Source organism: Kitasatospora sp. NPDC048540, assembly GCF_040651175.1.
Taxonomy (GTDB): Bacteria; Actinomycetota; Actinomycetes; order Streptomycetales; family Streptomycetaceae; genus Kitasatospora.
Genome location: NZ_JBEZIR010000001.1, coordinates 46083 through 69588, shown reverse-complemented (window position 1 = coordinate 69588; position 23506 = coordinate 46083). Strand labels below are relative to the sequence as shown.

Sequence of the window (23506 nt, the reverse complement as noted above, 5' to 3'; positions counted from 1 at the left end):
CATCCATCCCTGGCCCCGCCTACCCGGCGGGGCCTTCGTCATTCCTGGAGGCAATCACCTTGTCCGTCAACGTCATCTCCCGTGCAGCCTGGGGCGCCAAGCCTTGGAACGGCACCCCGAACACCGTCGCCATCAGCGAGCGGACCGAGTTCTTCGTCCACTACGACGGCGCGACCCCGATCACCCGGACGGGCAACTCGATCCCGCAGGCGATCGAGCGCGAGCACCTGGCGAACGGCTGGTCGGGCGTCGGCTACAACTTCGTCGTCGACCAGGCCGGCAACGTCTACGAGGGCCGCGGCTGGAACCTCCAGGGTGCCCACTGCCCGAACCACAACCGCTCCGGCATCGGCGTGCAGGTGGCCGTCGGCGGCGACCAGGCCCCGTCCGAGGCGGCCCTCGCCGCGACCCGCGCGCTGTACGACGAGGCGTGCGACCGGGCCAACCGCACCCTCGCCAAGATGGGACACAAGGACGGCTTCGCCACCGACTGCCCCGGCCCGAAGCTCTACGCCTGGGTGAAGGCCGGCATGCCCGTCTCCGGTGGCGCCCCCGCTCCGGCTCCGGCTCCGAACCCGTCTGCGCTCGTCCTCCGGCGCGGCGACAAGGGCGAGGCCGTGAGCACCCTCCAGGCCCTCCTGAACGTCAAGGGCCTCGCTCGGCTCAACGTGGACGGCGACTTCGGTCCGGCCACCGAGGAGGCCGTGAAGGCCGCCCAGCGTGCGGTGCACGTCGCGGTGGACGGCGTCTGGGGCCCCCAGACTGCGGCCGGCGTCGCGGCGTACAGCCGGCTCCCGATCCCGACCGCCGTGCTCGGCGTCGGTAGCTCTGGCCAGGCGGTGCGCGACCTCCAGACCTGGCTCAACGCTCGCGGGTACGGACACCTGTCCGTGGACGGCGCGTACGGCCCGGCGACCAAGACGGCCGTCATCGCGGCTCAGCACTCCCTCGGCGTCACCGCCGATGGCGTCTGGGGCCCGAAGAGCGCGGCGGCTGCATCCCGATGAGAGAAAGGACACTCCCGTTGAAGACCCTGATCCTGCCCCTCCTGCCGGTCAAGGCCCAGCCGTACGCCAAGGCCGTCGTCGCTCTGCTCGGCACCCTGGCCGGCATCGCCGTCCTCTACTTCGGCGACGAGCCGCGCGTGGCAGCAGCCGTCCAGGTGCTGACCGCCCTTGGCGTCTACGCCCAGCCGAACGGCCAGCCGGCCGAGGAGGACGCCGCCACCGAGTGACCTCGGATACAACGAAGCCCCGTCGACTATTGTTCGGTCGACGGGGCTTCTCTGTGTCTCAAGACTTACCGCTCTTCTCCGCCTCGATCTCCTCGACGGTGCGAATCTTCGGCCGGCGGCGGGCTGGCCGGGCTGGCGCCGGCAGTGGCTTCGGATCAGTGGCGGCCTTCCGCGGCCGGCTGACGGGCTTCGACTCGACCGGGGTCTCCCCGCCCCCAGTCAGCGCCAGCGTGGCAGTCGCTGGCATTGACTGTCCGCTTAGTAGGGCCTCCAGCGGGGCCGCGTGGTCCGCGCAGAGATCCTTCGTTACAGTGCGGTCGCCGCTCGTGATGGTGTAGCTCTCGGTCGGCTTCCCCACTTCGGTCATGTCCTCATCGCACACGGTAATCGTGGCCACTTCCCCTCCTCCTTCGCGTCCCGCACCCACTGTCAAGGTGTCACCATGCAAGGGTAACCACTTGCACAGCTACAGCTTGACGATCATCTAGCCAGTGTGCAAGTGTATGAGCTCCATGTGAAATTTAGGTTGAAAGGAGGAGGGATGGCCGCTAGCAAGATCGTCGACGAGACCGAGGTTCTTCGCTGGTTCGAGGAGGGGCGAACGTACAGCTGGATGGTGGAGGAGTACCGCCGGAAGTACAACATCGAGACCGTTCCTTCGATGTGGGGGAATTTCCGGCGGCGCCGCGGCCTAGATCGCCGCCTAACACGGGACGAGGAGCTCATCCCCTGGGCTGTGAAGGCGGAACATCGCTGGTCCTTCCCGGTCATCATGCTTCGTGCAGAAGCCCGCCGCCGCGAGGGCAAGGAGCTCACCGAGGCTGATGCCGTTCGCCTGGCTTCCTGGCTCCAGATGCTGGACGAGGAGAACGCCGTCGTCTACTACGATCCCGACACCGAGGAAGGCTTCCACTACGTTCACCGCGAGCCCTCCGATCGGGACATCGTTCGCCAGCCAGCAACCAAGACCGGACGCCAATCCCGCGACTGACGCACCACTCTCCGACTGAATCCTCCTGCCGGCACGACCGCAGGGGGATTCATGTTTCCCAACACGCAGCAAGCTAGCGCACCCCTCCGACAAGTCACGGAGAGTGGCTATCTACACCACCTGCCACCTGCAATAGTTACGCAACGTGCAAGCGGATTAACCCCTTCCGGCGGTCGAACGGTTGTGCGATGATCGGGCGCGGGACGGGCCCATTACCTGAGCGTTACAACTCCTTGACTGCGGGTGTGGCAGCGGGTAGAACTTGATCCCTTGCGGTTCCACTTACACACACGAGGGGGCGATAGTGAATGACCAACCACTTCGAGCAGGGGGAGAACCTTCTCGGGTTTGACGACCACGACCACCACGGCTGACGGCCTGATCACCTTCTACGCCGACAGCTCCGAGTGCGACTTCCACATCGACGCCCTGCCCGAGTACAGCCCGCGCATCATGAGGGCACTGCTGGAGATCCTCAGGCGCCTCGGCCTTGAACTCATGGACGACGACGAGTGCGAGCCTGAGATCCTTCCCAACGGAGCTGTTCGCCTGTACCTGACGCCGATCATCCACAATCCGCCCCACAAGGAGCTCATCCTCAAGGGGCGCATCCTTCTGCCGATCACGCTGCCCGACCTCGTTGAACGAATCCCTGCGACCCTGGAGGTAGCCGCTTGCTGAACTTCATCGATCTGCCCGCGCCCGACAACACCCGCAAGGTTCCGCGGGACGGGTGGGATCGACCTCTTGTGGTCCCTCGGGTCGGCGGAAGGCCCGTCGGCCACACGAGGACGACGACCTTCATCGACTGCATCGAGGACAAGAGCAGCCTCATCGCCTGGGGCAAGCGCATGGTCCTCATCGGCGCCTCCCGGCAGCCCAGCCTCCTCGACGCGGCGCGCGGACTCGACCCTGAGGCAGGCGAGGACAAGCAGCAGCTCAATGCCCTCGCCGAGCGCGCTACGGACGTCTCAGGCGCCAACGACAAGCGGGAGAGGGGGACGCACCTGCACACTCTCTCCGAGTATGTAGACCGCGGTGAGGCCCTGCCGGCCGGCACCACTCCCGAGGACATGCGGGACATGGCGGCCTACATGATGGCGACCGTTGACTTCGAGGTCATCGCCGTCGAACAGTTCGTCGTGGTGAACGAGCTGAGTACCGCCGGCACCTTCGACCGCATGCTGCGGTACAGCGGACCGGACCCGTTCGGCAACCACATCGAGGGCCACTTCATCGGCGACCTCAAAACCGGCTCGGTCGAGTACGGCGGCCTCAAGATGGCCAGTCAGCTCGCGGTGTACTCGCGCGGCGAGCTCTACGACCACACGCGCTTCCCGATCGACACGACGGACAAGAAGGCCCTCGCAGCCTGGAAGAAGACCGCCGTGCCAGCCGAAGAGGCCGCCCAGGCGTACACCGCGTTGCCGTCGGTCAACCAGGACTGGGGCATCATCATCCATCTGCCGGCAGGCAAGGGTGAGTGCACCCCCTACTGGGTCGACCTCAACATCGGCTGGGCTGCTGCTCAGCTCGCGCTCCAGATCCGCAAGATGCGGGGGACGCGCAACGCCATGCGCCCGTTCGTGGGCCAGGTCACGGCACCCGAAGTTGTTTCTGACGCTGTGGGTGTGTAAGTTGAACTTCAACAGCGAGGGCAACCTCGCCAGGGAGTTCCAAGTTGCACATCAATCTCATGGTGTGTAAGTTGAACTCGACACCGACGAGAGGAGAGATCACCGAGTGAGCGACAACAGGGGCATCACGGTCACCATCAAGTACGGCAAGGGCTACGAGGAGACCTGGGCGGTCTTCAAGGGCAGCGCCAACGAAGTGCGCGAGGACATCGCCGCGTACTTCGGCTTCCCGCCCGAGGCGATGGAGGGCCTGACCCTGAGTGAGGTGGTCGTCAACGCGACCAGCCTGGCGCACGGCAAGGGCAACATCGCCGCCATGCTGGGCGCGACGATCATCCCCGTGAGCCAGTCCGCGGTGCCGGCCGCGCCGACCGGTGACCCGTGGGCGGCTGCCGCTCAGTCGGCGCCGGCCAGCAACTGGGCCCCGAAGGCGTCCGGGCCCGAGCCGGCAGCGGAGGACCCGAACGCCTGGATTCTCGGCGAGATCGAGAAGCAGCCCGACCGGGACTCGCTCAAGCGCCTGTGGGCCGAGAACCAGAGCTTCTTCGCCGACCCGGCCGTGATGGCCGCCTGGAAGAGCAAGGGCAAGGCCCTGGCCGCCTGATGAAAGACCGCCTGTCTTCCCTCGCGGCAGCCCTGCTCGGCCTCGTGCTGATCGTCGGCTCCGTGTGGGTCTGGACCTCCGCGCCCTGCGGCCTGTGGTCCTACTCCAAGGCGGGCGACATGCCCGCACGTTGCATCAACCGCTAACCGATCACCGGTACACCGAACAAAGGAGCATCACTCTTGAGCCTCAACTTCATGGACATCCCCACCCAGGGTGGCGGCTGGTTCAAGCCGGCCGACAACAACAGCGCGGTCGCCATCCTCATCGAGGTGAAGGGCTTCGACCGCCAACGGCCGACCCCGAACGGGCCGAAGGACAGCATCCTGGCCGATGTCTCGGTCTTCCAGTCCGACGCCGACCTCGCGGCCGGCACCCCGCAGATCGCCAAGGGCCAGAGGATCGAGCAGACCATCCTGGCCCGCGACCTGGCGGACATGGTCGGCTCGGCCACGATCGTGACCCTCGACCAGATCCCGCCGAAGAAGCCGGGTCAGCGTCCGGCCTGGGTGTGGCGCCCGGTCGCCTCGGCGTCGGTCCGTCAGGACGTCGTCGACTACGCCACCAAGCGCGAGGCTGCGGTGAACGCCGCCCTGGACGACGCGCCCGACTTCGACTGACCGGTGTGTAAGTGAGAAGCAGGGGGCCGGTTCCGAACCGGCCCCCGCTCCACCGAAGGAGGAGAGAGTGAGCCGTCCTTCGTGGGACGACTGGGCCTTGGCCATTGCCGAGGCCGTGGCCAGCCGGGCCGACTGCGTTCGAGCGCAGGTCGGCGCCGTGCTCCTGAGCCGCACGCACCGCGTGCTGGGCGTGGGGTACAACGGCCTCCCTGCCGGCCTTCCTGGCTGCGCTTCTGCGGGCAACTGCCCGCGCGGGCGCCTCTCGATCGAGGAGTGCGCCCGGAACGCCGACTACTCGAACTGCCCGGCGGTGCACGCCGAGGCGAACGCGATCTACCACGCGGACCCGCACGAGTTGGCGGGGGCAACGCTGTACGTCACCCGCCGGCCGTGTCCGGCCTGCCAGACGCTGATCGAGGCCGCGGGCATTCGCCGCGTGGTCGTGAGAGGAGAGTAAGTGCTCAACCCTGCAAGGTCCCTGGCGCTGCACGCCGAGTCCGGCCGCGAGCTCCCGCGCGTCGAGGCGTTCGAGGCGTTGTACGCCATGGGATGCCGGCCCCGGCACGGCGAAGTCGTCATGATCGCTGGTCGGTCCGGTACGCAGAAGTCCGGCTTCGCCCTGTTCTGGGTGGCCACGATGAACTTGCCGACGCTGTACTTCTCGGCGGACATGAGCGCCTTCACGGCGTCGTCCCGCTTGGCATCGATGGCCACGGGCGACACGACCGAGATGGTCGAGGCCGGCATGGCCGAGGGCGACCGATACCGCCAGGCGTACCTGGAGGCGCTCGCCGGCAGCCGCCTCACCTTCTCGTTCGGCTCCCCCATTACGTGGCGGGCAGTGGACGAGGAGCTGGAGGCGTACGTCGAGCTCTGGGACGAGTACCCGCAGGTCATCGTGTTCGACAACCTGATGGACTTCGAGGGCGCCGAGTCGGACTACACCGAGCAGATGTCCGTCATGAGCAACGCGACCGAGCTGGCCCGCGCCACCGGCGCGACCGTCATCATCCTGCACCACGCCTCGGATAAGGCGTGGGAGGCCAAGACCGATCCCTGGTCGCCGCCGTCGCGAGACCAGGTCAAGGGCGGCCTGTCCGAGAAGCCGGAGCTGAGCCTCTCCGTCGCGCTGGACCCGAACAGCCTGGAGTACCGCGTCGCGGTCATCAAGCAGCGCATGGGCCCGTGCGACCCGACGGCCAAGCGGTACGCCTCGATGCGCTGCCATCCCGAGGTGACGCGCTTCGCCAAGCTCGACCTGAGCCTTCGCTCGAAGCCGGCGCCCCTCCAGGCGGAGCCTGCCTGGAGCCCAGCGGATGCCGTCATGGGCTCCTGACCAACAGACAGCACGGACGCGGCTTCGGCCGCTTCTCTCCGGGAGGGGTGTGTAAGTGTGACCAATGCAGTGGCGGCACGGAACAAGCGGAACAAGCGCAAGGGCGCCGACTGGGAGATCGACTTCAACCAGGGCATGCGCGAGGAGGGCTTCGACATCGAGCGCCTCCGGCTTGCCGGCAAGGACGACGAGGGCGACAACGTCATCCGCGAGGACGACGGCTACTTCCTGGTCATCGAGAACAAGAACGCCAAGTTCGAGCCCGGGGTGTTCATCTGCGAGATGGAGCGCGAGGCCGCGAACTTCGCCAAGCACCGCGGCCTGGACCCGGCCAAGGTCGACGGCATCGTGGTCGTGAAGCGCCGGGGCAAGAGCTGGCGCCAGGCGTTCGTGCTCACCACCGTCGAGCGGTACTTCGAGCTCGGGGGCGAGGCGTGATCAAGGCGAAGGTGACCGAGGCCGCCGACCTGCGGGACATCCGCATCCTGGGCGGCTTCGACGAGGAGCTGCCGGCCGAAGACGCGCTGGAGGAGCTGGGCTACGACGCGGTCCGGGGCGCCTTCCAGGCGCGGCGCGTCGCATGAGGTTCAGCCGGGTCGGCGACCGGGACGAGTCCGGCGGCGACGAGAAGCCGGACCTGGGCGAGCTGCTCGACCACTACGACGTCGGGCGCAACCCGCTGCGGGCGACCGGGATGGTCCGGTGCCCACTTCACGAGGACAACACACCGTCGATGAGCTTCAACACCGACAAGGGGCTGTGGCGCTGCCACTCCTGCGGTGAGGGGGGCGACAGCTACTCGCTGATCATGAAGAAGGAGGACACGGACTTTGTCGGAGCACGCACCTTTGCAGCCACTCTCGGTCTCGCAGCGGGAGGCGCTGGAGGAGGCGGTGACGAGCTATCAGGCAGCCGTTACGCCCGAGGTCGCCGGCTACCTGCTCGCAAGGGGGATCGGTCGGGAGGAAGCGGTTACGTCCCGGCTTGGCGTCGTCGCTGACCCGTACCCGGGTCACGAGAGGTTCCGGGGGATGCTGGCGATCCCCTATCTCGACCGGAACGGCCAGCCCCTCACGGTGCGGTTCCGCTGCCTCCAGGAGCACACCCACCGGGACTTCTTCCACGGGAAGTACAACACGATCAAGGACGACCCGCCGCGCATGTACGGGATCGAGTCGGTCCACCAGGCCGACGACGTGATCCACGTGACCGAGGGCGAGCTCGACCGGATCATCCTGCGGAAGATCGGCCTGCACGCGGTGGCCATGCCCGGCGCGAACATGTGGGCCGGCCGGCACCGCCGGATGCTGGCCGGCTTCAACCGGGTCTACGTCTGGGGCGATCCGGACGACGCGGGCGCCGAGCTCGTAAGCAAGATCAGCCGCTCGCTGCGGTCCGCCAAGGGCGTTCGACTGCGGGAGGGCGACGTGACCGACACCTACCTCGCGGGGGGCGCTGATGCGCTGTACGCGCTGATCAAGAAGGAGGACTGAGCTTGACCGAGATGACGACGGCGAAGCGCGGAGGGCGCAAGGCCGACCCGGTGACCGCGATCCTGGCGGAGATCAAGGCGCTGGTGAAGGACCGGCAGGGCGAGCCCCTGCCCCTGCGGGGCGGGCTCAACTCCGAGTCTGGACGGCTTCACTACGTCGAGCAGGAGGGCCGCTGGTCAGCCATCAACGCAGCTCGGTCGGTCGCCGGCACGCTCGGGAAGGACGGCCTGATCCTGGAGGACGCCTTCGCGGCCCTCGGCGAGGTCGACGACGCGGACGTGCGCCGGGCCCTGGTCCTGCTCGCCGCCGAGGCCATCTCCGCGGTCGAGGACATCGACCGGAGGTCCGAGTGACCCTGGCCCTCTTCGAGTTGGTCGACCGCGAGCCTGATCCGTGGTCCGGCCTGGCCGACCTGGGCGTGGCGAACGTCCTGCCGGCGATGATCTACCCGGGCAAGGTGCCGGCCGCTGGCCAGCCGCACTGGCTGGTCGTCCACGAGCACCCCGACGACGGCTTCGAGGTCGAGCACACCGACGACTGCCTCGGCCCGTACGGCAACGTCGCCTGCGACGTGGTGTTCCACGAGGAGGACGGGCTCGACCTGTTCTTCCACCGGCCCGACCTGGGCGAGGACGGCACCTCGTTCACCGATGGCGTCCGTCCGGGGCGCTACCTGATCGAGTCGTGGTTCGAGGAGCACTACTCCTACTTCTACGGCTCGACCGAGTACGACGCCGGCCTCTGCCTGATCTACCCCGAGGAGGCGGAGTGAGCGGCCTGCCGGGGAATCCCGGCCCGTCCCTCGCCGCCATTTTCGACTCGATGAGCCTGGGCGAACAGCTTGCCTTGGTGCCCCACCTGCTGGGCGAGACGTCGGCCGACTGGCTGGCCGGCGTCCTCCGCAAGTACGGACACGAGGTGTCCGCCACCACGATCCGTACCTACCGGCGAGCCCTTCGCCAGGAAGCGAGTGTGTAAGTTGAGCGACCTTCGAGACGAGCTCCTGGCGAAGCCCGTCGGGCCCGCGGTGCCGGCCCGGCAGACCGATCCGGACCGCGACTTCACCCGGCAGATCGAGGTGTCCGGCGAGGTCGCCGAGGTGACCGTGCGAGGTGCCGCCAACGAGGTCGACGAGGACGCGGCCACGGCCTTCCTGCGAACGCAGGGCCTCGACCCCGTGGACTGGACGGCGACGGGCTTCCGGTCCTCGGAGTGGACGATGGCGAACGGCGAGACCGGCGTCTCGACCCGCTTCACGTACGCCCGGCGCGGGTCGTCCAGCGCGGCCCCGCTTGACCTCGGCGAGCTCCTGGCGGCCGTCGACAGCCGGCCGATCGTCAACTTCGAGCGCGCTTCCGGGGATCACACCTTCCTGGTGCTGCTCGGCGACATGCAGTTCGGCAAGATCGACGGTGACGGCGTCGAGGGCACTCTGCGACGCACGGTCGAGTGCCTCAACAAGGCGGCCGAGCTCCTCGGCCAGTACCGGCGCCGGTTCGACATCGGGCACGTGCACGTCGCCTGGCTCGGCGACCACATCGAGGGCTTCGTCTCGCAGGCCGGCGCCAACGTCTGGCGGACGCCCCTGACGCTGTCCGAGCAGATCCGCCTGACCCGCCGGGTCATGCTGCACGCCCTCCTCCTGTTCGCGCCGCTGGTCGAGCGGGTCACGATGGCCGCGGTGCCGGGCAACCACGGCGAGGCCGTCCGGTTCAACGGCAAGGGCGTGACGCGGTACGACGACAGCCACGACACCGAGTCCCTGATCGCAGTGAAGGACGCCGCCGATCTGCACCCGGAGCGCTTCGGGCACGCCGAGTTCTTCGTGCCGGACACGGACGAGCTGACGGTCGTCGTCGACTGCTCGGGCACGGTCGTGGCCCACGCCCACGGCCACCAGTGGCGGCCGGGCAAGCACTTCGACTGGTGGCGTGGCCAGGCGTTCAACCGGGCCTCGGCGATGCACCAGGCCGACCTCCTGGTGGCCGGCCACCTGCACCACGAGTTCATCGACACCGACGGCTTCCGGACGTTCGTCCAGCCGCCGGCCATGGAATCCGAGTCGACCTGGTGGCGGCACGCCAAGGGCACCACTGGGGCCCCGGGCCTGATCGTTGCCGTCACCAGCGCCGGCGAGACCAACACGAAGGAGGTAGTGCGTTGATCGAGATCGTCGACATCGAGCCGAGCCAGAGCATCGAGGAGGCCGTCACCGACTGGTCCCTCATCGAGGTCCACGAAGTGGCCACGGCGGCCAAGAGCGCCGCACGCTCCTTCGCCCGGGACTACGAGGGGGCCGTCGAAGCCGGGGACATGGAGCAGGAGCTCCTGATCGAGTTCGCGTCCAGGTCGAGCATGGTCCACGAGGTGCTCGCCACGATGGAGAAGCCGATCGGCGTGCTGACGTTCCGCGGGTACCGACTCCTGCGGGACAAGTTCAAAACGCAGGCGACGCACCTGCGGAAGAACCGGTCGTACGAGGCGGAGCTCGCCAAGTTCAACCCGGCGGTGGACTGACTTGTCCGCTGGATACAACCGCGCCCTGGTCGAGCACCTGCTGCCGGCCGTCTGGGACCAGGGCGCGGCCTACGGCCTCAAGAACGAGACCCGGCCGGACGCCGACATGCCGAAGGGCTTCGTCGACAAGAAGAAGGGGAGCCCGCTGATGGCTCACCTCTCCGACATCCGGCAGGCGTGGAAGACGGCCCCGCTGACCGTCCTGGAGCGCCAGTCGCTCCTCCTGCGGTACGGCCTGGACTGGACGTTCGAGGAGATCGGCAAGGCCCGCGGCGTGCGCAAGCAGTCCGCGCAGGAGAGCACCGAGCGTGGCGTCGGCAAGATGGCCGCCCAACTCAACGGCGTCCCGTACGTGGACGGCTACGACAACCCCGAGGACATCGAGACTGAGTAGCTCGACGGCCCCGTGTGTAAGTGAGAACACCCCAACCCGAAGGAGACTGCAATCGGCACCCCGACCACCGTTCTGTTCGGCCCGACCGGCGAGACCGTCTACAACCGGACCTACTCCCGCGTGCAGGCGGACGGCACCCGCGAGACCTGGCCGGACACCGTCCGCCGCGTCGCGGCCGGCAACCTGGCCCTCGCTTACGGCCCGTCCGAGGGCTGGAGCGAGCCCGTGAAGGCCGAGTACGACGAGCTGGTCTCCTTCATGGACCGGTTCGCGATCCTGCCGGCAGGACGGCATCTGTGGGCTTCCGGAGTGAAGGGCCGTCAGTACCTCTTCAACTGCCACGTCTCCGGCTGGGCCGAGAAGCTCTCGAAGCATTTCGAGTTCTCGTTCATGCGACTGATGGAGGGCGGCGGCGTCGGCGCCAACTACTCCTCGCGCTTCCTGGCCCCGTACGGCGCCCCGCGCCGCGAGCTGGACGTGCACATCGTCTGCGACCCCAACCACCCCGACTACGACGAGATGAGCGCGCTCGGCATGCTGTCCGAGCAGTATGACTCGGACTGGACCGGCGCGTTCGAGGTCGAGGACTCCCGCGAGGGCTGGGCCGCGGCCCTGGTCGACCTGATCGACACCGCGATGACCAACGACGAGGTGAAGCACCGCGAGCGCGTCTATGACGTGTCCCGCGTGCGCGGCCGGGGCGCCCGCCTCAAGACGTTCGGCGGTGTGGCCTCCGGCCCGACCCCGTTCGCCCGGATGATGATCGAGATCGGCGAGGTGCTCAGCCGCGCGAGCGACCCGGCGACCCGGGTCCACGTCGAGAACACGATCCCGATGGACCGCGACCACCTGACGCCGATCGAGGCGATGGAGATCGACCACGCCATCGCGGAGTGCGTCGTCTCGGGCGGCAACCGCCGCTCGGCCCGCATGGCGATCGTGCACTGGATGGACCCGTTCATCGACGAGTTCCTCGCGTGCAAGGCCGACGGCGCGAAGCACTGGACGACCAACATCTCAGTGGAGATCGACCAGGACTTCATCGACTACCTGTCCGGCGACCGGCACGACGACCACGGACCGGGCGGGATGGAGATGGCCTGGCACGTCCACCGCAAGGTCGTCGAGGGCATGCTGCGGAACGGCGAGCCGGGCTACTGGAACTCGACCTTCTCAAACGAGGGCGAGGTCGGCGAGGTCATCGCGACCAACCCGTGCGGTGAGATCGCGCTGGAGGCGTGGGAGAACTGCAACCTGGGCCACGTCAACCTCGACGCCTTCGCGCCAGCGGTGATGGGCGGGCAGTACGACTGGCGGGGCCTTCGTCGGGCTCACCGGCTGGTGACCCGCTTCCTGATCCGGGCGACGTACGGCGACGTGAACGACGCCGGCCAGGCGGCCAAGCTGGCGGCCAACCGCCGGATCGGCGTGGGCCACTTCGGCGTGCAGGGCTTCCTCGCGAAGCGCGGCATCCGCTACTCGGAGGCGCCGCGGCTCCTGTCCGTCCGGAGCATGCTGCGGACACTCCGGAGCGAAGTCCGGCACGAGGCCCGCTCGTACGCCTTCGAGCTCCGCATCCCGGAGCCGGTGAAGGTCACCACCGTCGCCCCGACCGGGACGATCGCCAAGCTCCCCGGCGTGACCGAGGGCATCCACGCGGTGTACGGCCGGTACTTCCTGCGCCGGGTCCGCTTCTCGATCGCCGACCCCGAGCAGTACGACACGGTGAACCGTTTCTTCGCCCAGGGCTTCCAGGTCGAGGAGTGCGTCTACGACAAAAGCGGCAACACCCTGGTCGTCACCTTCCCGACCAAGGACAAGCTCGTCGCCGAGGTCGAGGAGATGGGCTACCCGGCCGAGCTCGTCGAGTCGCAGGACGAGCTCACGGTCGATCAGCTCCTCGCCTTCCAGGCGCTGTATCAGGAGGAGTACGCGGACAACGCGGTCTCGTTCACGGTGAACGTGCCGGAGGGCCTGGACCTGATGGAGACGGCCGACACGATCAAGCGCTGGCTGCCCCTGCTCAAGGGAACGACGGTGATGGTCGACGGCACGCGAGAGCAGGCCCCGTACGAGCGGCTCACCGCCGAGCAGTTCGCCAAGTACGAGGTGACCTCGATCGAGGACAGCACCGACGAGAGCTGCACGACCGGCGCCTGCCCGGTCCGGTAATGCCCGAGGGGCGTCTATCCACAGCCTATGGACGGGCGCCCCTCTTTCGTCGTGGTGGCCAAGCGCAACCTTTGCCGGACGATTCTCTCCCCGGAGATCGTGGTCTTCGGCCTGATGCAGCCCGTCACGCCGCCGGCTTGGTCATCTACGCCGGCGCTGCATCAACCTTTCGATGCTTGGGTGCCGGGTGATCGCGTCCGTGTACTCGGTGGAGTCGTCGAACTCGGTGTAGTTGACGATCGGGTCGTCAGCGGCGTACAGCATCGCGAGTGCACAGCCGAAGCAGAAGGTCTGCCCGGTGTCGAGGTCTTGCAGGTTCGCGTACTGGCGGCATCCGCTCCACTGGCACAGTCTGCGATGCCTGCCCAATTCCTCCCCCTGGCTGATGATCAGTTCTTGCGGTGCCGTCCGGAGCCTCGTCGTAGCAATGCGACCGGCGTGTAGGGCTGCGGGAAGGCCGGAGGCTTCGCCTCCACGATCAACCTGTACGCCTCGGCGTAGCTGTCGGCGACAGCAACCGGAAACCAACCGGTGCCGTGCCACTCCACGACCAAATGCGCGGTGTCGCCGAACGGTCCTGCGGCGCGCTGCGCCTGCGGGTCGAGGAGGATGGCGTCACGGGCCCCGAGGGCCGGTGTGAGGCCGGCACGGGCCTCGTACCAACCTTGTACATTCTCGTCCTCTCCGAGCACGTCCACAGTTCCTTCCCGTGCGGCGTCCTTGAGGGTGAGGTTAGGCGATGCCGAGCACCGCGCACTGCTGCTTGCCCTGAACGGCTCCGCCAGAGGCGGTGAGGTCGAGCTGGTCGAGGAAGGTCCACAGTGCGGCCCGGGTGTCCGCCACGAGCGCGTCAGCGGGGTAACTGCTCAGGCCGGGCGGCAGAGCGGCACGCAGCGGAACGTGCTCCGTGGCCTGGTCGAGTAGCTGAGCGAGGACCCAGTGCCGGGTGAGCACCTGGATTCCGAACGTGATGTGCAGGGAGTGCTGGTCGGTGGTGTGCCCGAAGTGCACCCAGCCGCGCGGGATGAACAGCACCTGACCAGCCTTGAGGGTCACCGTGTCCGCGTTTGCCTCGATGTCGGCCCGCTGCTTCGGGGTGAAGCCGACCTTCGTCCACCGGTGGGCGTCGAGCGGATCTTCGACGATCGGGGGTGCCAGCCGCCACGTCTTCTCACCCTCGGACTGCGCGAGAAGAACGTGATGGGTATCCCAGTGGGGCCCGTAGCCAGTGGAGTTCGGCGGCGTGAGGTACACGTTCGCGGTCACCGGGTGGCCGAGCTCCGCTGCGAGGTGCTTCGACGCGTCGCGCAGCGGTCCCCAGGTCACGTGCAGGCCGTTGAGGACCAGGGTTGCGGTGGGGTGGTCGGCGTTCGGGGCGTCGGGAACGAGCGCGCCCTCGCGGACGTGGCCGAGTTCGATGGAGCGAAGGGTGGGGTCAGCGACGATCCGGCGTGCGTCGTCGCGGTCGAAGAGGTCGGCTACGTCCTTGGCGTCACGCTGGTAGATGGCCGGTTCGGAGGGCCAGCGGGCGAGGAACGCTTGAGGGTCGTCGACGAGACGGGTGATCACGCTCATGGTGGTGCTCCACTCGATCGGGGTATCAAGGGCGCGGGCTCCCCGGAGAATTCCGCTCTCCGGGGAGCCGCCTTGCGTGTGCGTGGACTCAGTCGAGGAGGTAGTCGAACTCGCCGGCCTTGGCGCCCTCGATCATGGCGCGGATCTTGGTCCGGGTCGCGGTGAGCGGCACCTGCGACTCGTCGGTGGTGATGCCGATGCGGATCACGTCGCCCTCGATGGCGAAGCCGACGCTGTCGTCCAACTGCTGCTGGTTCGACCGGCTCGACTTGCGCCAGTCCAGCCCGACGGGGGCGCCGACGGGGTTGTAGTTGTCCACGGTGACGGCCTGGCTCATAGCCAGCTCTCCTTTGGGATCGTCCAGCCCTTCCGGCGGCTGCCGGGAGGGGTCGTGCTGGCCTCCGCCTGGTTGAGGCGGAGGAGTCTTGGCGGCTACCCGCCATGAAGCGGGCATTGGCATTGCGGCCACGTGGCGGCCGGGTGGTAGGCGTGCGGGTTCGGCTCGGCGTCCACGACGGTGAAGCCCGAGTCGTCGTAGCGGGTGCCGTCGGCAGCGACCTTGAAGGTGCGGATGTAGAGGCCCTGGCGCCGCTCCTCCAGGGGGACGAAGTCCGGCGACGTCTCGTTGCTCACCTTGGCCACCACACTCACCGCAGACCCCGGAGTCGGCGCCGGCGACCCGCCGCGATCTGCGAGAGGACCGAACGCCGGCGCTCCGCCCGGGTGAGGTTCTCCACGAAGACCTCGCCGCCCTGGTGGTCAGACAGCCAGATCCCCCAGGGGTGGCGGTCGCCTTCGACGATTTCCCGTCGTCGTTGCCGGGCGTCGGCGGTGAGCTGCACGTCGTCCTCCTCCGAGTGGGGTGGGGTGGGGTGCGGCGGCCCCGCCTCGTCGGGCGACGCATTGACGGAGCCGCCGCAGGCAGCCGACCCACGGGCCCCAGGACCGGGTGTCCGGCTCCTTCCCGCGGATCAGCGTGACCAGTAAGCCACCGTCAGCTACCGTCTCCCAGAGCGAAGTCCATGCGCTTTTCAGGCGTTTTCCTTGCAACACCCACGGCGACCAGGGGGTTTGATGGGCTCAAGGCGTGTGCGGCTGATCGAGCGCCGCAAGATGTTGGGCTTCACCCAGGAGACCTTCGCCGAAGCGAACGGAGTTGATCCCTCTACGGTGGTCCGGTGGGAGACTGGTCGAGCTGCGCCTCATCCGGCACAGCGGCCCCGGATGGCTACTCTGCTCCAGGTGACCCCGGAGGGATTAGTTGATCTCCTGACCGATGCGCCGCATGCCGTGGTGGCGCAGCCCCCGTCCCTGCTTCCGGATGGTGACGACGTGAAACGCCGCACGATGCTGACGATCGGCCTCGGGATGGGTGCAGCCGCACTAATGCCCACCACGCGGGCCGCAGCAGCCCCTGCCGTGGACGATCCAGTGAGCCGGGCGCTCTTCCGCCTTCCCGATGTTCCCGCGCCCTCACGGGCGGACCTGGACGCCTCCGCAGCGCAGGCCAGGCACTTGCTCCATGAAGCGCAGTACGCGCGCCTCGGAGAGATGCTCCCCATCCTGATCGCCGGCGCCCGCGCAGCCGAGGCCGACGACGTGGCCGCCCGCGCGTACGTCCTCCTCGCGCAACTGGCGATCAAGAACTACCACCCGTCCTACGCACCGGTCGCCGCCACCTACGCTCGCATCCACGCGGAGCGCACAGGCGACCCGGTGGTCATGGGCGAGGCCGCGCACTCTATGGCGATCACGATGCGCCGCGCCGGGGAGTACCGCGACGCGATCGACCACCTGTCGTCTGCCGCCGCGAACCTGGACGCCCAACCCGACCGCCTGGCTATGCGCGGCTCAATGCTGCTCACCGCCGCCTATGCCGCAGCGCAGGCGGGCTGGCGCAGTGAGGCGCTCGACCTGATGGCGGCGGCGGAGGACACCGCTGCACGCCGTGAGAGTGCCGGGCGCATGCTGTACTTGCCGGGCGTGTTCGGGCATGAGCAGGTGGCCGGGTACCGGATCTCTGTGCATCAGGCTCTGGGGGAGACAACCGAAGCAATCCGATACGGGAGTCTGGTCGACCTTCGTTCGCTGCCGAACGCGGAGAGGCGCGGGCGGATGTGCATGGACATGGCTCGTGTCTGGCGTGACGCCAAGGAGCCCGAGCGGTGCTTCGCCGCGCTCCGGGCCCTGGAGGGTCACGCCCCGGAGGAGGCACAGCGCCCGAAGGTCCGGGCGATCACGGCGGATCTTCTTACCACTGGCCGGGAGCTTCCCGGCCTTCGCGAGTTCGCGCAGAGGACAGGGGCGGCGGCATGACGAACGACAACGGGCGGATCTTCCGCGAGGCATGGATCGCGGGTGTGACGAAGCACTACCCCGGCGAGCCGAAGGCCGGCTACGTCGCGCCGTGGGACGAGACCCCGGAGTGGGAGCGTCAGTGCGCCGCCGCGGTCTTCGGCCAGGTCCGGGACTTCGTCAGCGTGAGCGCTGGCAACACTGCGAAGCTGAGCCGCGAGCAGAAGGGCCGGTTCGTCGCGACGTGCTGGATCGCACAGATCCACAAGCACATCGAGTCCCCGAAGCCGGGCTACGTGGCCGACTGGGACGACCTGCCCAAGTGGCAGCAGGAGACCGACGCGGACATCTTCGAGCACATTGAGCAGGTCGGCTAAGACATCAAGGGGGAACGAACGGGGCGCGCCACGCGTTGGACCACTTCCAAGGTTGTTGGTTGCAGATTCTTGGTCCAACGCGTGGCGCGCCCCCATGGCACCTTGACCGTCGCGGTCTACGAGGCGCCTGACCTGCGGATTCACCGAAAATTCGGCAGCTGTGGCAGACGGGTGCGGGCCGGCTCAAGTAGGACGTTCTGTCGCCTGATCGGGTAGATGTGACGCAGATCTCACTCAAGGGCGACACTACGACTGTGCGGCCAGGTCGCCAGCGACTACAGTTAAGGCATTCCTCCCCGTCGTCCGGGCCTCGTGCCCGCACTGGCGGGGATTATCTTTTTTCGGGGCAACGGCGCTCCGGCCAGGAGGGGTCACGTGGCAGACCGCGTCATCGTCTTCTTCGACTACCAGAACGTCTACGGCGGTGCGCGGCGGCAGTTCCACAGCCACTGGGAACCCCCAGAATGCGGCCACGTCGACCCGGTGGCCCTCGCCCACCACATCGCCAAGGACAGCCCCTACGACCGTGAGCTGACACAGATCCGGATCTACCGGGGGCAGCCGGACTCCACGAAGCAGCCCGGTTCCTACGGAGCCTCCCGCCGCCAGCACGCCGTCTGGCAGCGCGACCCCCTGGTGCACCTGGTGACCCGGCCCCTGCGGTACCCGCAAAACTGGCCGGCCGAACGCGCGCAAGAGAAGGGCATCGACGTCCAGCTGGCCCTCGACTTCGCTGGCCTAGCCTTCCAGGGCTTGTACGACGTAGGAATCATGATGTCCGCCGATACCGATCTCAAGCCCGCGCTGGAGTACGTCGTCGGCCTCAGCCCCAACAACCGGAAGCCGCGCGCCGAGGTCGCGGCCTGGTCGGCGAAGGGGCAGCACTCCCCGCGGCTCTCGATTCCGGGGGCTTCCCTGTACTGCCACTGGGTTGGGGAAGACGTCTACAAGCGGGTGAAGGACACCACGGAATACACCAAGACCACGTAGTCCCCAGGAGCACACAGAGCCCCCGCTGGCCGAGGCTGACGGGGGCTGCTGCATGCTGGCTGCGATCAGGGGCGCTTGTAAACCCTGTGCGTGCCGACTCGGCGCCAGATGACGTGAACCTCACCAGGGACCACGGCATCCCCGTACTCGAAGGTGGCGCGCCAGTCGTCGCCGAACGTCATCTCGTAGATGTCGCCGACGCCGCTCATTTTCGAGATTCGAAGACCCTTGCGAAATCCGCCGCCAGCCTTGAGATCAGCGATCATGTGGGCGACAGCGATGCGGAAGGCGGCGCGCATCGCCGGAGTGAGCTTCTTCCAGTCATCCCAGAAGGTGCTCAGCTGGTCGTACGTGGGCACTCAGACATCTCCCCGTGCCAGCCCGGCCTCATCGAGCACATCATCCAGCTTCAGCCCGTCTTCGGCGGCCAGCGCGGCGAGGAAGTCCGCACCGGACATGGGGCCAGTGAAGCGGCCGTCCTTCTTGGCGAGGTCAGCTTCCTCCTCCAGTGCGACGACATCAACCGCCGTCGCGTCTCCCTTGAGAGCGATGACGTGAAGCAGTCGCTCCTGCCACCAGTGATCGGCCTGGTGGGAGATCCGCGGCTCCAGCAATCCGCGCACGCTCTCGGTGAGCCAGTGCTTGTGTCCGGGGTCCTGAGAGACGTGCACGATGAGGAGGATCTTCACGGCGTCCCGGACGGGCCGGGCGCTCTCGCGGTCAGGAGGCGTCATCTCGTTCCACAGTCGCACCACCACCTCCTCGGCGGCGAGAACCGCGTCCTCCGAGGCCACCAGTGTTAGCGCGGTCGTCTCCTGGCCCTCCTGGTGGAGGTCGAGCCGGTCTGGCGTCTCAATGGTCATCCGAACCTCCTGTCTGCCTCTCACGGTAATGGTGAAATGCCCCCTCCGGCTGAAAAATGCCCGGCGATCCGCCGCGGGTTAACTACGCGGACATCACGTGCCCTACTGGGCAGCTCGCTGGGCGGGGACACGCCAACCCCAGGGCATCCTGCGACGCTTGGGCGAGGCGTATGAGCGGCCGATGGGGAGTTCTACCCCGGCAGATTTCGCCGTCCGCGTGGAGGGGATCATGCGGGCGCGTCACCGCCACACGATCGCCACAGCGCACTCAGAAACAGGCCCCAACAGGCACGAAGAGTGAGCAACCAGATACAGCTCCAGTCGATGCAAAAAGGCCCTCTGATCTGCGAACTTGCAGATCAGAGGGCCTTTTTCAGTCAGGCGACGGACGAGTCGGCCTTATACGCCGGGTTCTGTCTCCCGGGGTGCTTGCGCGGCCCGGGGAGGCGGCCATCCATCTAGGGCTGCCGTTGCCGGCAGCCTCGTGCGGTCTACCCGCGGACTCGGGCGAGCAGCCCTCGAACATCCGCGCACGGTGCCCGAGGGCACCGATCTTGACCTTGCTCCGAGTGGGGTTTACCTAGCCGGCCGAGTCACCTCGGTCGCTGGTGGTCTCTTACACCACCGTTTCACCCTTACCTGCGGCCGAAGCCGCCGGCGGTCTGTTTTCTGTGGCACTGTCCCGCGGGTCACCCCGGGTGGGCGTTACCCACCACCCTGCTCTGTGGAGCCCGGACGTTCCTCGGCGGGCCCCCGAAGGTGCCCGACGCGGCCGCCCGGCCGGCTCGTCCGCCGTACTGGTCATCGTAGCGGTTCGCGGTGGCCGCCCTGGACGGGCACCCGCGGTGGCGGGTCGAGCCGGTCGGCCACCCGGGCCGCCGTGCCGGCCGCCCACGGCGTGGTGGAGACCAGGCCGACCAGCAGGATCACCACGCCGAGGCCGGCCACGATCCACCAGCCGCGGTGGCTGGCCTCGGTGAACCCGGGCGACCCGGCCGCGGCCGCGGCGGTGACCACGGTCCCGAGCACCGCAACGCCCAGCGACTGCCCGATCTGCCGGCTGGTGGAGGCGACGGCCGCGGCCACCCCGGCCTGGGCCAGCGGCATCCCGGACACCGCCGCGTTGGTGATGGGCGCGTTGACCAGGCCGAAGCCGAGCCCGAACAGCGCGTACGCGCCGATCAGCAGGCCCGCCGGGGAGTCGTCGGCCAGCCCGGTGAGCAGCACGCCGCTCGCGGCCATCGCCGCCCCCGCCACCAGCAGCGGCAGGCGCGGCCCGCGCCGGCCCACGATCCGCCCGGAGATCGGTGCGCAGACCAGGGTCAGCCCGGCCATCGGCAGCGTCCACAGGCCGGCTTCGACCGGGCTGTAGCCGCGGACGTCCTGGAGGTAGAGCGTGTTGAGGAAGAGGAAGCCGCCGAGCGAGGCGAAGGCGCAGACGGCGGTGACGGTGGCGCCGGTGAACGGGACGCTGGCGAAGAACCGGGGGTCGATCAGCGGTTCGGCGACCCGGCGCTCCCACAGCGGGAAGACCACCAGCGCGGTGAGCGCGACCGAGCCGAGCAGCAGGATGACGGGCGAGGTCCAGCCGAAGCCGGGCCCCTCGATGATGACGGCGGTCCCGGCCCCGAGCAGCAGCACCATCAGCACCTGCCCGACCAGGTCGAAGCGGCGCGGCCGGGGTGCCCGGGACTCCGGGACGTAGCGCCAGGTGAGCAGGAAGGCGGCCAGCCCGACCGGGATGTTGATCAGGAAGATCGACTGCCAGCCGGCGCTCTCCACCAGGCCGCCGCCGATCAGCGGGCCGAGCGCCATGCTGATGCCGACCACGCCGCCCCAGACGCCGATCGCCTGGGCCCGTTCGCGCCGGTCGGTGAAGGTGTTGGTGATGATGCCCATGGCGACCGGGTTGAGCATCGATCCGCCGACGGCCTGCACCGCCCGGAACGCGATCAGCCAGCCGAGCCCCGGCGCGAGGCTGCACAGCAGCGAGCCGAGGACGAAGACCACCAGCCCGGTGAGGAAGATCCGCCGCCGTCCGACCCGGTCCGCGACCGAGCCGGAGAGGATCAGCAGGGAGGCGAGCACCAGGGTGTACGCGTCGATGATCCACTGCAGGCCGGAGGTCGGGGCGTGCAGGTCCTGCTGGATGGACGGCAGCGCGATGTTGACCACGGTGTTGTCCAGGCCCACGATGAACAGGCTCAGGCAGCAGATCGACAGGATCAGGACGCGGCGCCGCCGGTCCGGCGCGGGGGTCCGGGCGCTCGCGGGGGTCTGTGCGCTCACCCCATTGATCATGCCACCGGGCCGGGCCGCAACGGCCCCGCGCAGCGGCGGACCACTCGGCCCGTAACGGCGGGCCGATCAGGCCGGGGCGAAGCGGACGGTCCGGGTGACCGGGTCCGCGGTGGTGAGCCGGACCAGGATGCGCTCCCCGAGCGGCAGCCGCAGCGACCCCTCGCACTTGGCCACCACCGCCGGCTCGCGCAGTTGGACGGTGCCGCTCTCCGGCCGGCGCTCGTCGACGTCGATCACCACCGCCTCGAAGTCCTCCCCCACCCGGCCGCGCAGCAGCTCGGCCTCGACCAGGTCCACGCAGGCCCGTTCCAGCTCCCGGGCGCGCCGGTCGCCGCTCTCCATCAGCCCGGGGACGGCGGTCAGCGACTCCCGGACCCAGTCCGGCACGTCGGCCCCGGCCGCCACGGCCACACAGATCTCCTGCGCGTAGCGGTCGCCGAGCCGGCGCAGCGGGGCGGTGCAGTGCGCGTACGGCGCGGCGAGCGCGGCGTGGCCGGGGTCGGCGGGCGGCCGGACGCCCTTGGCGGCGTCGAAGGCGTGGTAGCCGGCTCCGCGCAGCAGGCCGGTGCACTCGTTGAGGAAGGCGGCGTCGGCGGTCCTGGCCGGGTCGAGCGAGCGGATCAGTTCCGGGTAGGGCATCCGGTCGGGCCACTCGACGTGCAGGGCAGCCGCCACCCGGCGCAGTCGGGCGTAGGCGGAGGCGGGCGCGGCGGGCAGGGTGCGCAGCAGGCCGATGCCGGCGTCCAGCATGAGGTCGGCCGCGGCCATGCCGGTGAGCAGGGAGATCTGGGCGTTCCAGGCGTCGGCGGGGCGGGGTGCGCGGTAGACCAGGCGGTAGCCGCCGTCGGCGGTCTCCACCTCCTGTTCGGGCAGCGGCAGGCTGACGCCGCCGCGGTCGCGCTCGCGGGCCTCCCGGAGGCTGCCGATCTCGGCGAGCAGGGCGAGCTGGGGGTCGGCGGTGCCGGTGTCGACGGCCTGCTGGGCCCCGGCGTAGTCGAGCCGGCGGCGGGAGCGGACCTGGGCGCGGCGGACGTCGGCGAGCAGGACGGCGCCGTCGGCGTCGAGGTCGAGCTGCCAGAGCAGGGCGGGGCGCCGTTCGCCGGGCAGCAGGCTGGCGGCGCCCTCGGAGAGCCTGGCGGGGTGCAGCGGGACGTTGAGGTCGGGGAAGTAGTAGGTCTGGATGCGGCGGTGGGCCTCGATGTCGACGGCGCCGCCGGGGGTGACGAAGGCGGCCACGTCGGCGATGGCGTAGTGGACCCGGTAGCCGGTGCCGCGGCGGGCCAGGTGCATGGCCTGGTCGAGGTCGAGCGAGCCGGGCGGGTCGAGGGTGAACAGTTCCAGGTCGGTCGCGTCGAGTTCGGGCAGCCGGGGGAGGGAGGCGGTCCGCTCGGCCTCGGCCAGCACCTCGGCGGGCCACTCGGCGCGGACCTCCAGCCGGCTGCGCAGCTCGGCGAGTTCGGTGTTGATCCGCGCGGTTTCGGCGGCTCGGACCCTCAGGTGTCGACGCGGCATGGTCGCAGCGTACGGCCGGGGCGGCCGGTGGGCGCGTTGGAACGGCTCGTAAGGTGGTTGTGGCGAAGGGGGATTGACGTGATGCAGAGGGAACCGGCCGCTCCGGCGGTGGTACGGGGTGTCGGGGCGGTGGTCGGGGGCGCCCTGGCGGCGGTCGGCGCGCTGCACGTGGTGTGGATGCGCTCGCCGTGGCCGCTGGAGAGCCGGGCGGAGTTCGCGGACGCGGTGGTGGGGGTGACCGAGGACCGGACGCCGACACCGGTGATGTGTGCGGGGGTGGCGGGTCTGCTCGGTGCGGCGTCCTGGCTGGTGGGGCGGCAGGCCGGGGTGGTGCCGGGGGCCGGTGCGGCCGGCGGGCTGCCGCGGGCGGGCAGCGCGACCGTCGCGGGGGTGCTGCTGGTGCGCGGGGTGGCCGGGCCGGTGCTGTTCGGCCGTGGCCGGATCCGGCGGTCGGCGCGTTTCGTACGGCTGGACCGCCGGTACTACGCGCCGCTGTGCGTGGTGCTGGGGGCGGGGGCGGCGCTGGTGGCGGCCCGGGGGCGGGGCGGCGGCGCGTAGAGTGGCGGGGTTCGCTGCCACAAACTGTTGAGGGGTG

General features: G+C 69.0%; 36 protein-coding genes and 1 other RNA gene. 25 read left to right on the top strand and 12 right to left on the bottom strand.

The genetic code is table 11. From position 1 onward, the window contains the following. Nucleotides 1-59: 59 nt before the first annotated feature. Together AB0D08_RS00390 and AB0D08_RS00385 are read left to right on the top strand one after the other, a co-directional pair. On the top strand, nt 60-1007 hold the full coding sequence (locus tag AB0D08_RS00390; protein WP_359885792.1) for an N-acetylmuramoyl-L-alanine amidase: 948 nt from the start codon (nt 60-62) through the stop codon (nt 1005-1007). A 17-nt stretch (nt 1008-1024) separates the two neighbouring features. Then, nucleotides 1025-1234, top strand: coding sequence for a hypothetical protein (locus tag AB0D08_RS00385; RefSeq protein WP_359885791.1), 210 nt, complete (start codon nt 1025-1027; stop codon nt 1232-1234). Nucleotides 1235-1292: 58 nt separating this feature from the next. Here the strand turns inward: AB0D08_RS00385 and AB0D08_RS00380 are convergent, their stop codons facing one another. Further along, entirely contained in the window at nt 1293-1631 is a 339-nt protein-coding gene (locus tag AB0D08_RS00380) for a hypothetical protein (protein ID WP_359885790.1), read from the bottom strand. Between the two features lie 144 nt (nt 1632-1775). On the opposite strand from AB0D08_RS00380, the gene AB0D08_RS00375 reads away from it, so the two are divergent. The 19 genes from AB0D08_RS00375 to nrdJ all read left to right on the top strand — a co-directional run bounded on the left by AB0D08_RS00375 (nt 1776) and on the right by nrdJ (nt 12998). After that, nucleotides 1776-2225 carry a hypothetical protein gene (locus AB0D08_RS00375; protein ID WP_359885789.1) on the top strand — a complete coding sequence of 150 codons (450 nt, stop codon included), beginning with the start codon at nt 1776-1778 and terminating at the stop codon, nt 2223-2225. Between the two features lie 348 nt (nt 2226-2573). After that, on the top strand, nt 2574-2906 hold the full coding sequence (locus tag AB0D08_RS00370) for a hypothetical protein (RefSeq protein WP_359885788.1): 333 nt from the start codon (nt 2574-2576) through the stop codon (nt 2904-2906). After that, nucleotides 2900-3862 carry a hypothetical protein gene (locus tag AB0D08_RS00365; RefSeq protein WP_359885787.1) on the top strand — a complete coding sequence of 321 codons (963 nt, stop codon included), beginning with the start codon at nt 2900-2902 and terminating at the stop codon, nt 3860-3862. The genes AB0D08_RS00370 and AB0D08_RS00365 overlap by 7 nt, the downstream gene beginning before the upstream one ends. Nucleotides 3863-3968: 106 nt before the next feature. Then, nucleotides 3969-4466 (top strand): hypothetical protein, encoded by a 498-nt coding sequence (locus AB0D08_RS00360; RefSeq protein ID WP_359885786.1) that lies wholly within the window; start codon nt 3969-3971, stop codon nt 4464-4466. Then, nucleotides 4466-4612 (top strand): hypothetical protein, encoded by a 147-nt coding sequence (locus AB0D08_RS00355; RefSeq protein ID WP_359885785.1) that lies wholly within the window; start codon nt 4466-4468, stop codon nt 4610-4612. The genes AB0D08_RS00360 and AB0D08_RS00355 overlap by 1 nt, the downstream gene beginning before the upstream one ends. Before the next feature lie 36 nt (nt 4613-4648). Further along, entirely contained in the window at nt 4649-5086 is a 438-nt protein-coding gene (locus AB0D08_RS00350) for a hypothetical protein (protein ID WP_359885784.1), read from the top strand. A 67-nt stretch (nt 5087-5153) separates the two neighbouring features. Further along, nucleotides 5154-5543, top strand: coding sequence for a deaminase (locus AB0D08_RS00345; RefSeq protein WP_359885783.1), 390 nt, complete (start codon nt 5154-5156; stop codon nt 5541-5543). Then, a complete protein-coding gene (locus AB0D08_RS00340) occupies nt 5544-6422 on the top strand; it encodes an AAA family ATPase (RefSeq protein WP_359885782.1) in 879 nt (292 codons plus the stop codon). A 57-nt stretch (nt 6423-6479) separates the two neighbouring features. Then, entirely contained in the window at nt 6480-6860 is a 381-nt protein-coding gene (locus AB0D08_RS00335; protein ID WP_359885781.1) for a hypothetical protein, read from the top strand. Further along, nucleotides 6857-7006: a hypothetical protein gene (locus tag AB0D08_RS00330; protein ID WP_359885780.1), complete on the top strand. Its 150-nt coding sequence runs from the start codon at nt 6857-6859 to the stop codon at nt 7004-7006. Before AB0D08_RS00335 ends, AB0D08_RS00330 begins: the two co-directional genes overlap by 4 nt. Then, on the top strand, nt 7003-7422 hold the full coding sequence (locus tag AB0D08_RS00325) for a CHC2 zinc finger domain-containing protein (protein WP_359885779.1): 420 nt from the start codon (nt 7003-7005) through the stop codon (nt 7420-7422). Before AB0D08_RS00330 ends, AB0D08_RS00325 begins: the two co-directional genes overlap by 4 nt. Before the next feature lie 31 nt (nt 7423-7453). Next, entirely contained in the window at nt 7454-7915 is a 462-nt protein-coding gene (locus AB0D08_RS00320; protein WP_359885778.1) for a toprim domain-containing protein, read from the top strand. 2 nt (nt 7916-7917) lie between these two features. Beyond that, the gene (locus tag AB0D08_RS00315; RefSeq protein ID WP_359885777.1) at nt 7918-8268 is read left to right on the top strand and encodes a hypothetical protein; all 351 of its coding nucleotides are present in this window, start codon (nt 7918-7920) and stop codon (nt 8266-8268) included. Continuing rightward, nucleotides 8265-8687, top strand: a complete 423-nt coding sequence (locus AB0D08_RS00310) for a hypothetical protein (RefSeq protein ID WP_359885776.1) — start codon at nt 8265-8267, stop codon at nt 8685-8687. Before AB0D08_RS00315 ends, AB0D08_RS00310 begins: the two co-directional genes overlap by 4 nt. Further along, nucleotides 8684-8893, top strand: a complete 210-nt coding sequence (locus AB0D08_RS00305) for a hypothetical protein (protein ID WP_359885775.1) — start codon at nt 8684-8686, stop codon at nt 8891-8893. Before AB0D08_RS00310 ends, AB0D08_RS00305 begins: the two co-directional genes overlap by 4 nt. A gap of 1 nt (nt 8894) precedes the next feature. Then, on the top strand, nt 8895-10079 hold the full coding sequence (locus AB0D08_RS00300; RefSeq protein WP_359885774.1) for a hypothetical protein: 1185 nt from the start codon (nt 8895-8897) through the stop codon (nt 10077-10079). Next, nucleotides 10076-10432, top strand: coding sequence for a hypothetical protein (locus AB0D08_RS00295; protein ID WP_359885773.1), 357 nt, complete (start codon nt 10076-10078; stop codon nt 10430-10432). Before AB0D08_RS00300 ends, AB0D08_RS00295 begins: the two co-directional genes overlap by 4 nt. A 1-nt stretch (nt 10433) precedes the next feature. Continuing rightward, a complete protein-coding gene (locus AB0D08_RS00290; RefSeq protein ID WP_359885772.1) occupies nt 10434-10826 on the top strand; it encodes a hypothetical protein in 393 nt (130 codons plus the stop codon). A gap of 51 nt (nt 10827-10877) precedes the next feature. After that, nucleotides 10878-12998, top strand: a complete 2121-nt coding sequence (gene nrdJ, locus AB0D08_RS00285; protein WP_359885918.1) for a ribonucleoside-triphosphate reductase, adenosylcobalamin-dependent — start codon at nt 10878-10880, stop codon at nt 12996-12998. Nucleotides 12999-13139: 141 nt separating this feature from the next. On the opposite strand, the gene AB0D08_RS00280 is transcribed toward nrdJ, so the two are convergent. The 6 genes from AB0D08_RS00280 to AB0D08_RS00255 all read right to left on the bottom strand — a co-directional run bounded on the left by AB0D08_RS00280 (nt 13140) and on the right by AB0D08_RS00255 (nt 15415). Then, complete coding sequence (locus tag AB0D08_RS00280; protein WP_359885771.1) at nt 13140-13367, bottom strand: hypothetical protein; 228 nt, start codon at nt 13365-13367, stop codon at nt 13140-13142. A gap of 20 nt (nt 13368-13387) precedes the next feature. Then, on the bottom strand, nt 13388-13696 hold the full coding sequence (locus AB0D08_RS00275; RefSeq protein WP_359885770.1) for a DUF6087 family protein: 309 nt from the start codon (nt 13694-13696) through the stop codon (nt 13388-13390). A gap of 34 nt (nt 13697-13730) precedes the next feature. Further along, nucleotides 13731-14573, bottom strand: coding sequence for a cupin domain-containing protein (locus tag AB0D08_RS00270; RefSeq protein WP_359885769.1), 843 nt, complete (start codon nt 14571-14573; stop codon nt 13731-13733). A gap of 88 nt (nt 14574-14661) precedes the next feature. Next, nucleotides 14662-14910 carry a DUF397 domain-containing protein gene (locus tag AB0D08_RS00265; RefSeq protein WP_359885768.1) on the bottom strand — a complete coding sequence of 83 codons (249 nt, stop codon included), beginning with the start codon at nt 14908-14910 and terminating at the stop codon, nt 14662-14664. Between the two features lie 95 nt (nt 14911-15005). Next, complete coding sequence (locus AB0D08_RS00260; RefSeq protein ID WP_359885767.1) at nt 15006-15206, bottom strand: hypothetical protein; 201 nt, start codon at nt 15204-15206, stop codon at nt 15006-15008. A gap of 14 nt (nt 15207-15220) precedes the next feature. Beyond that, a complete protein-coding gene (locus tag AB0D08_RS00255; RefSeq protein WP_359885766.1) occupies nt 15221-15415 on the bottom strand; it encodes a hypothetical protein in 195 nt (64 codons plus the stop codon). Nucleotides 15416-15662: 247 nt separating this feature from the next. Here AB0D08_RS00255 and AB0D08_RS00250 point away from each other — a divergent pair, with 247 nt between their 5' ends. The 3 genes from AB0D08_RS00250 (at nt 15663) to AB0D08_RS00240 (ending at nt 18235) form a co-directional block, all read left to right on the top strand. After that, nucleotides 15663-16889 (top strand): helix-turn-helix transcriptional regulator, encoded by a 1227-nt coding sequence (locus tag AB0D08_RS00250; RefSeq protein WP_359885765.1) that lies wholly within the window; start codon nt 15663-15665, stop codon nt 16887-16889. Then, nucleotides 16886-17245, top strand: coding sequence for a hypothetical protein (locus tag AB0D08_RS00245; protein WP_359885764.1), 360 nt, complete (start codon nt 16886-16888; stop codon nt 17243-17245). Before AB0D08_RS00250 ends, AB0D08_RS00245 begins: the two co-directional genes overlap by 4 nt. 375 nt (nt 17246-17620) lie before the next feature. Continuing rightward, complete coding sequence (locus AB0D08_RS00240; protein ID WP_359885763.1) at nt 17621-18235, top strand: NYN domain-containing protein; 615 nt, start codon at nt 17621-17623, stop codon at nt 18233-18235. 65 nt (nt 18236-18300) lie between these two features. Here AB0D08_RS00240 and AB0D08_RS00235 read toward each other — a convergent pair whose 3' ends face one another. The 5 genes from AB0D08_RS00235 to AB0D08_RS00215 all read right to left on the bottom strand — a co-directional run bounded on the left by AB0D08_RS00235 (nt 18301) and on the right by AB0D08_RS00215 (nt 22911). Continuing rightward, on the bottom strand, nt 18301-18594 hold the full coding sequence (locus AB0D08_RS00235; protein ID WP_359885762.1) for a hypothetical protein: 294 nt from the start codon (nt 18592-18594) through the stop codon (nt 18301-18303). Then, nucleotides 18595-19098 carry a hypothetical protein gene (locus tag AB0D08_RS00230; RefSeq protein WP_359885761.1) on the bottom strand — a complete coding sequence of 168 codons (504 nt, stop codon included), beginning with the start codon at nt 19096-19098 and terminating at the stop codon, nt 18595-18597. A 385-nt stretch (nt 19099-19483) separates the two neighbouring features. Further along, nucleotides 19484-19886: RNase P RNA component class A (gene rnpB, locus AB0D08_RS00225), an RNA gene on the bottom strand. A gap of 13 nt (nt 19887-19899) precedes the next feature. Then, entirely contained in the window at nt 19900-21387 is a 1488-nt protein-coding gene (locus AB0D08_RS00220; protein WP_233289133.1) for an MFS transporter, read from the bottom strand. A gap of 78 nt (nt 21388-21465) precedes the next feature. Continuing rightward, nucleotides 21466-22911: an RNB domain-containing ribonuclease gene (locus AB0D08_RS00215; RefSeq protein WP_359885760.1), complete on the bottom strand. Its 1446-nt coding sequence runs from the start codon at nt 22909-22911 to the stop codon at nt 21466-21468. An 81-nt stretch (nt 22912-22992) separates the two neighbouring features. Here AB0D08_RS00215 and AB0D08_RS00210 point away from each other — a divergent pair, with 81 nt between their 5' ends. Beyond that, complete coding sequence (locus tag AB0D08_RS00210) at nt 22993-23469, top strand: DUF3995 domain-containing protein (RefSeq protein ID WP_359885759.1); 477 nt, start codon at nt 22993-22995, stop codon at nt 23467-23469. Nucleotides 23470-23506 lie beyond the last annotated feature (37 nt).

Coding starts and splice junctions, on each gene's coding strand:
- AB0D08_RS00375 (WP_359885789.1), top strand. CDS start 1,776: ATGGCCGCTAGCAAGATCGTCGACGAGACCGAGGTTCTTCGCTGGTTC.
- AB0D08_RS00355 (WP_359885785.1), top strand. CDS start 4,466: ATGAAAGACCGCCTGTCTTCCCTCGCGGCAGCCCTGCTCGGCCTCGTG.
- AB0D08_RS00325 (WP_359885779.1), top strand. CDS start 7,003: ATGAGGTTCAGCCGGGTCGGCGACCGGGACGAGTCCGGCGGCGACGAG.
- AB0D08_RS00320 (WP_359885778.1), top strand. CDS start 7,454: ATGCTGGCGATCCCCTATCTCGACCGGAACGGCCAGCCCCTCACGGTG.
- AB0D08_RS00270 (WP_359885769.1), bottom strand. CDS start 14,573: ATGAGCGTGATCACCCGTCTCGTCGACGACCCTCAAGCGTTCCTCGCC.
- AB0D08_RS00265 (WP_359885768.1), bottom strand. CDS start 14,910: ATGAGCCAGGCCGTCACCGTGGACAACTACAACCCCGTCGGCGCCCCC.
- AB0D08_RS00245 (WP_359885764.1), top strand. CDS start 16,886: ATGACGAACGACAACGGGCGGATCTTCCGCGAGGCATGGATCGCGGGT.
- AB0D08_RS00230 (WP_359885761.1), bottom strand. CDS start 19,098: ATGACCATTGAGACGCCAGACCGGCTCGACCTCCACCAGGAGGGCCAG.
- AB0D08_RS00215 (WP_359885760.1), bottom strand. CDS start 22,911: ATGCCGCGTCGACACCTGAGGGTCCGAGCCGCCGAAACCGCGCGGATC.
- AB0D08_RS00210 (WP_359885759.1), top strand. CDS start 22,993: ATGCAGAGGGAACCGGCCGCTCCGGCGGTGGTACGGGGTGTCGGGGCG.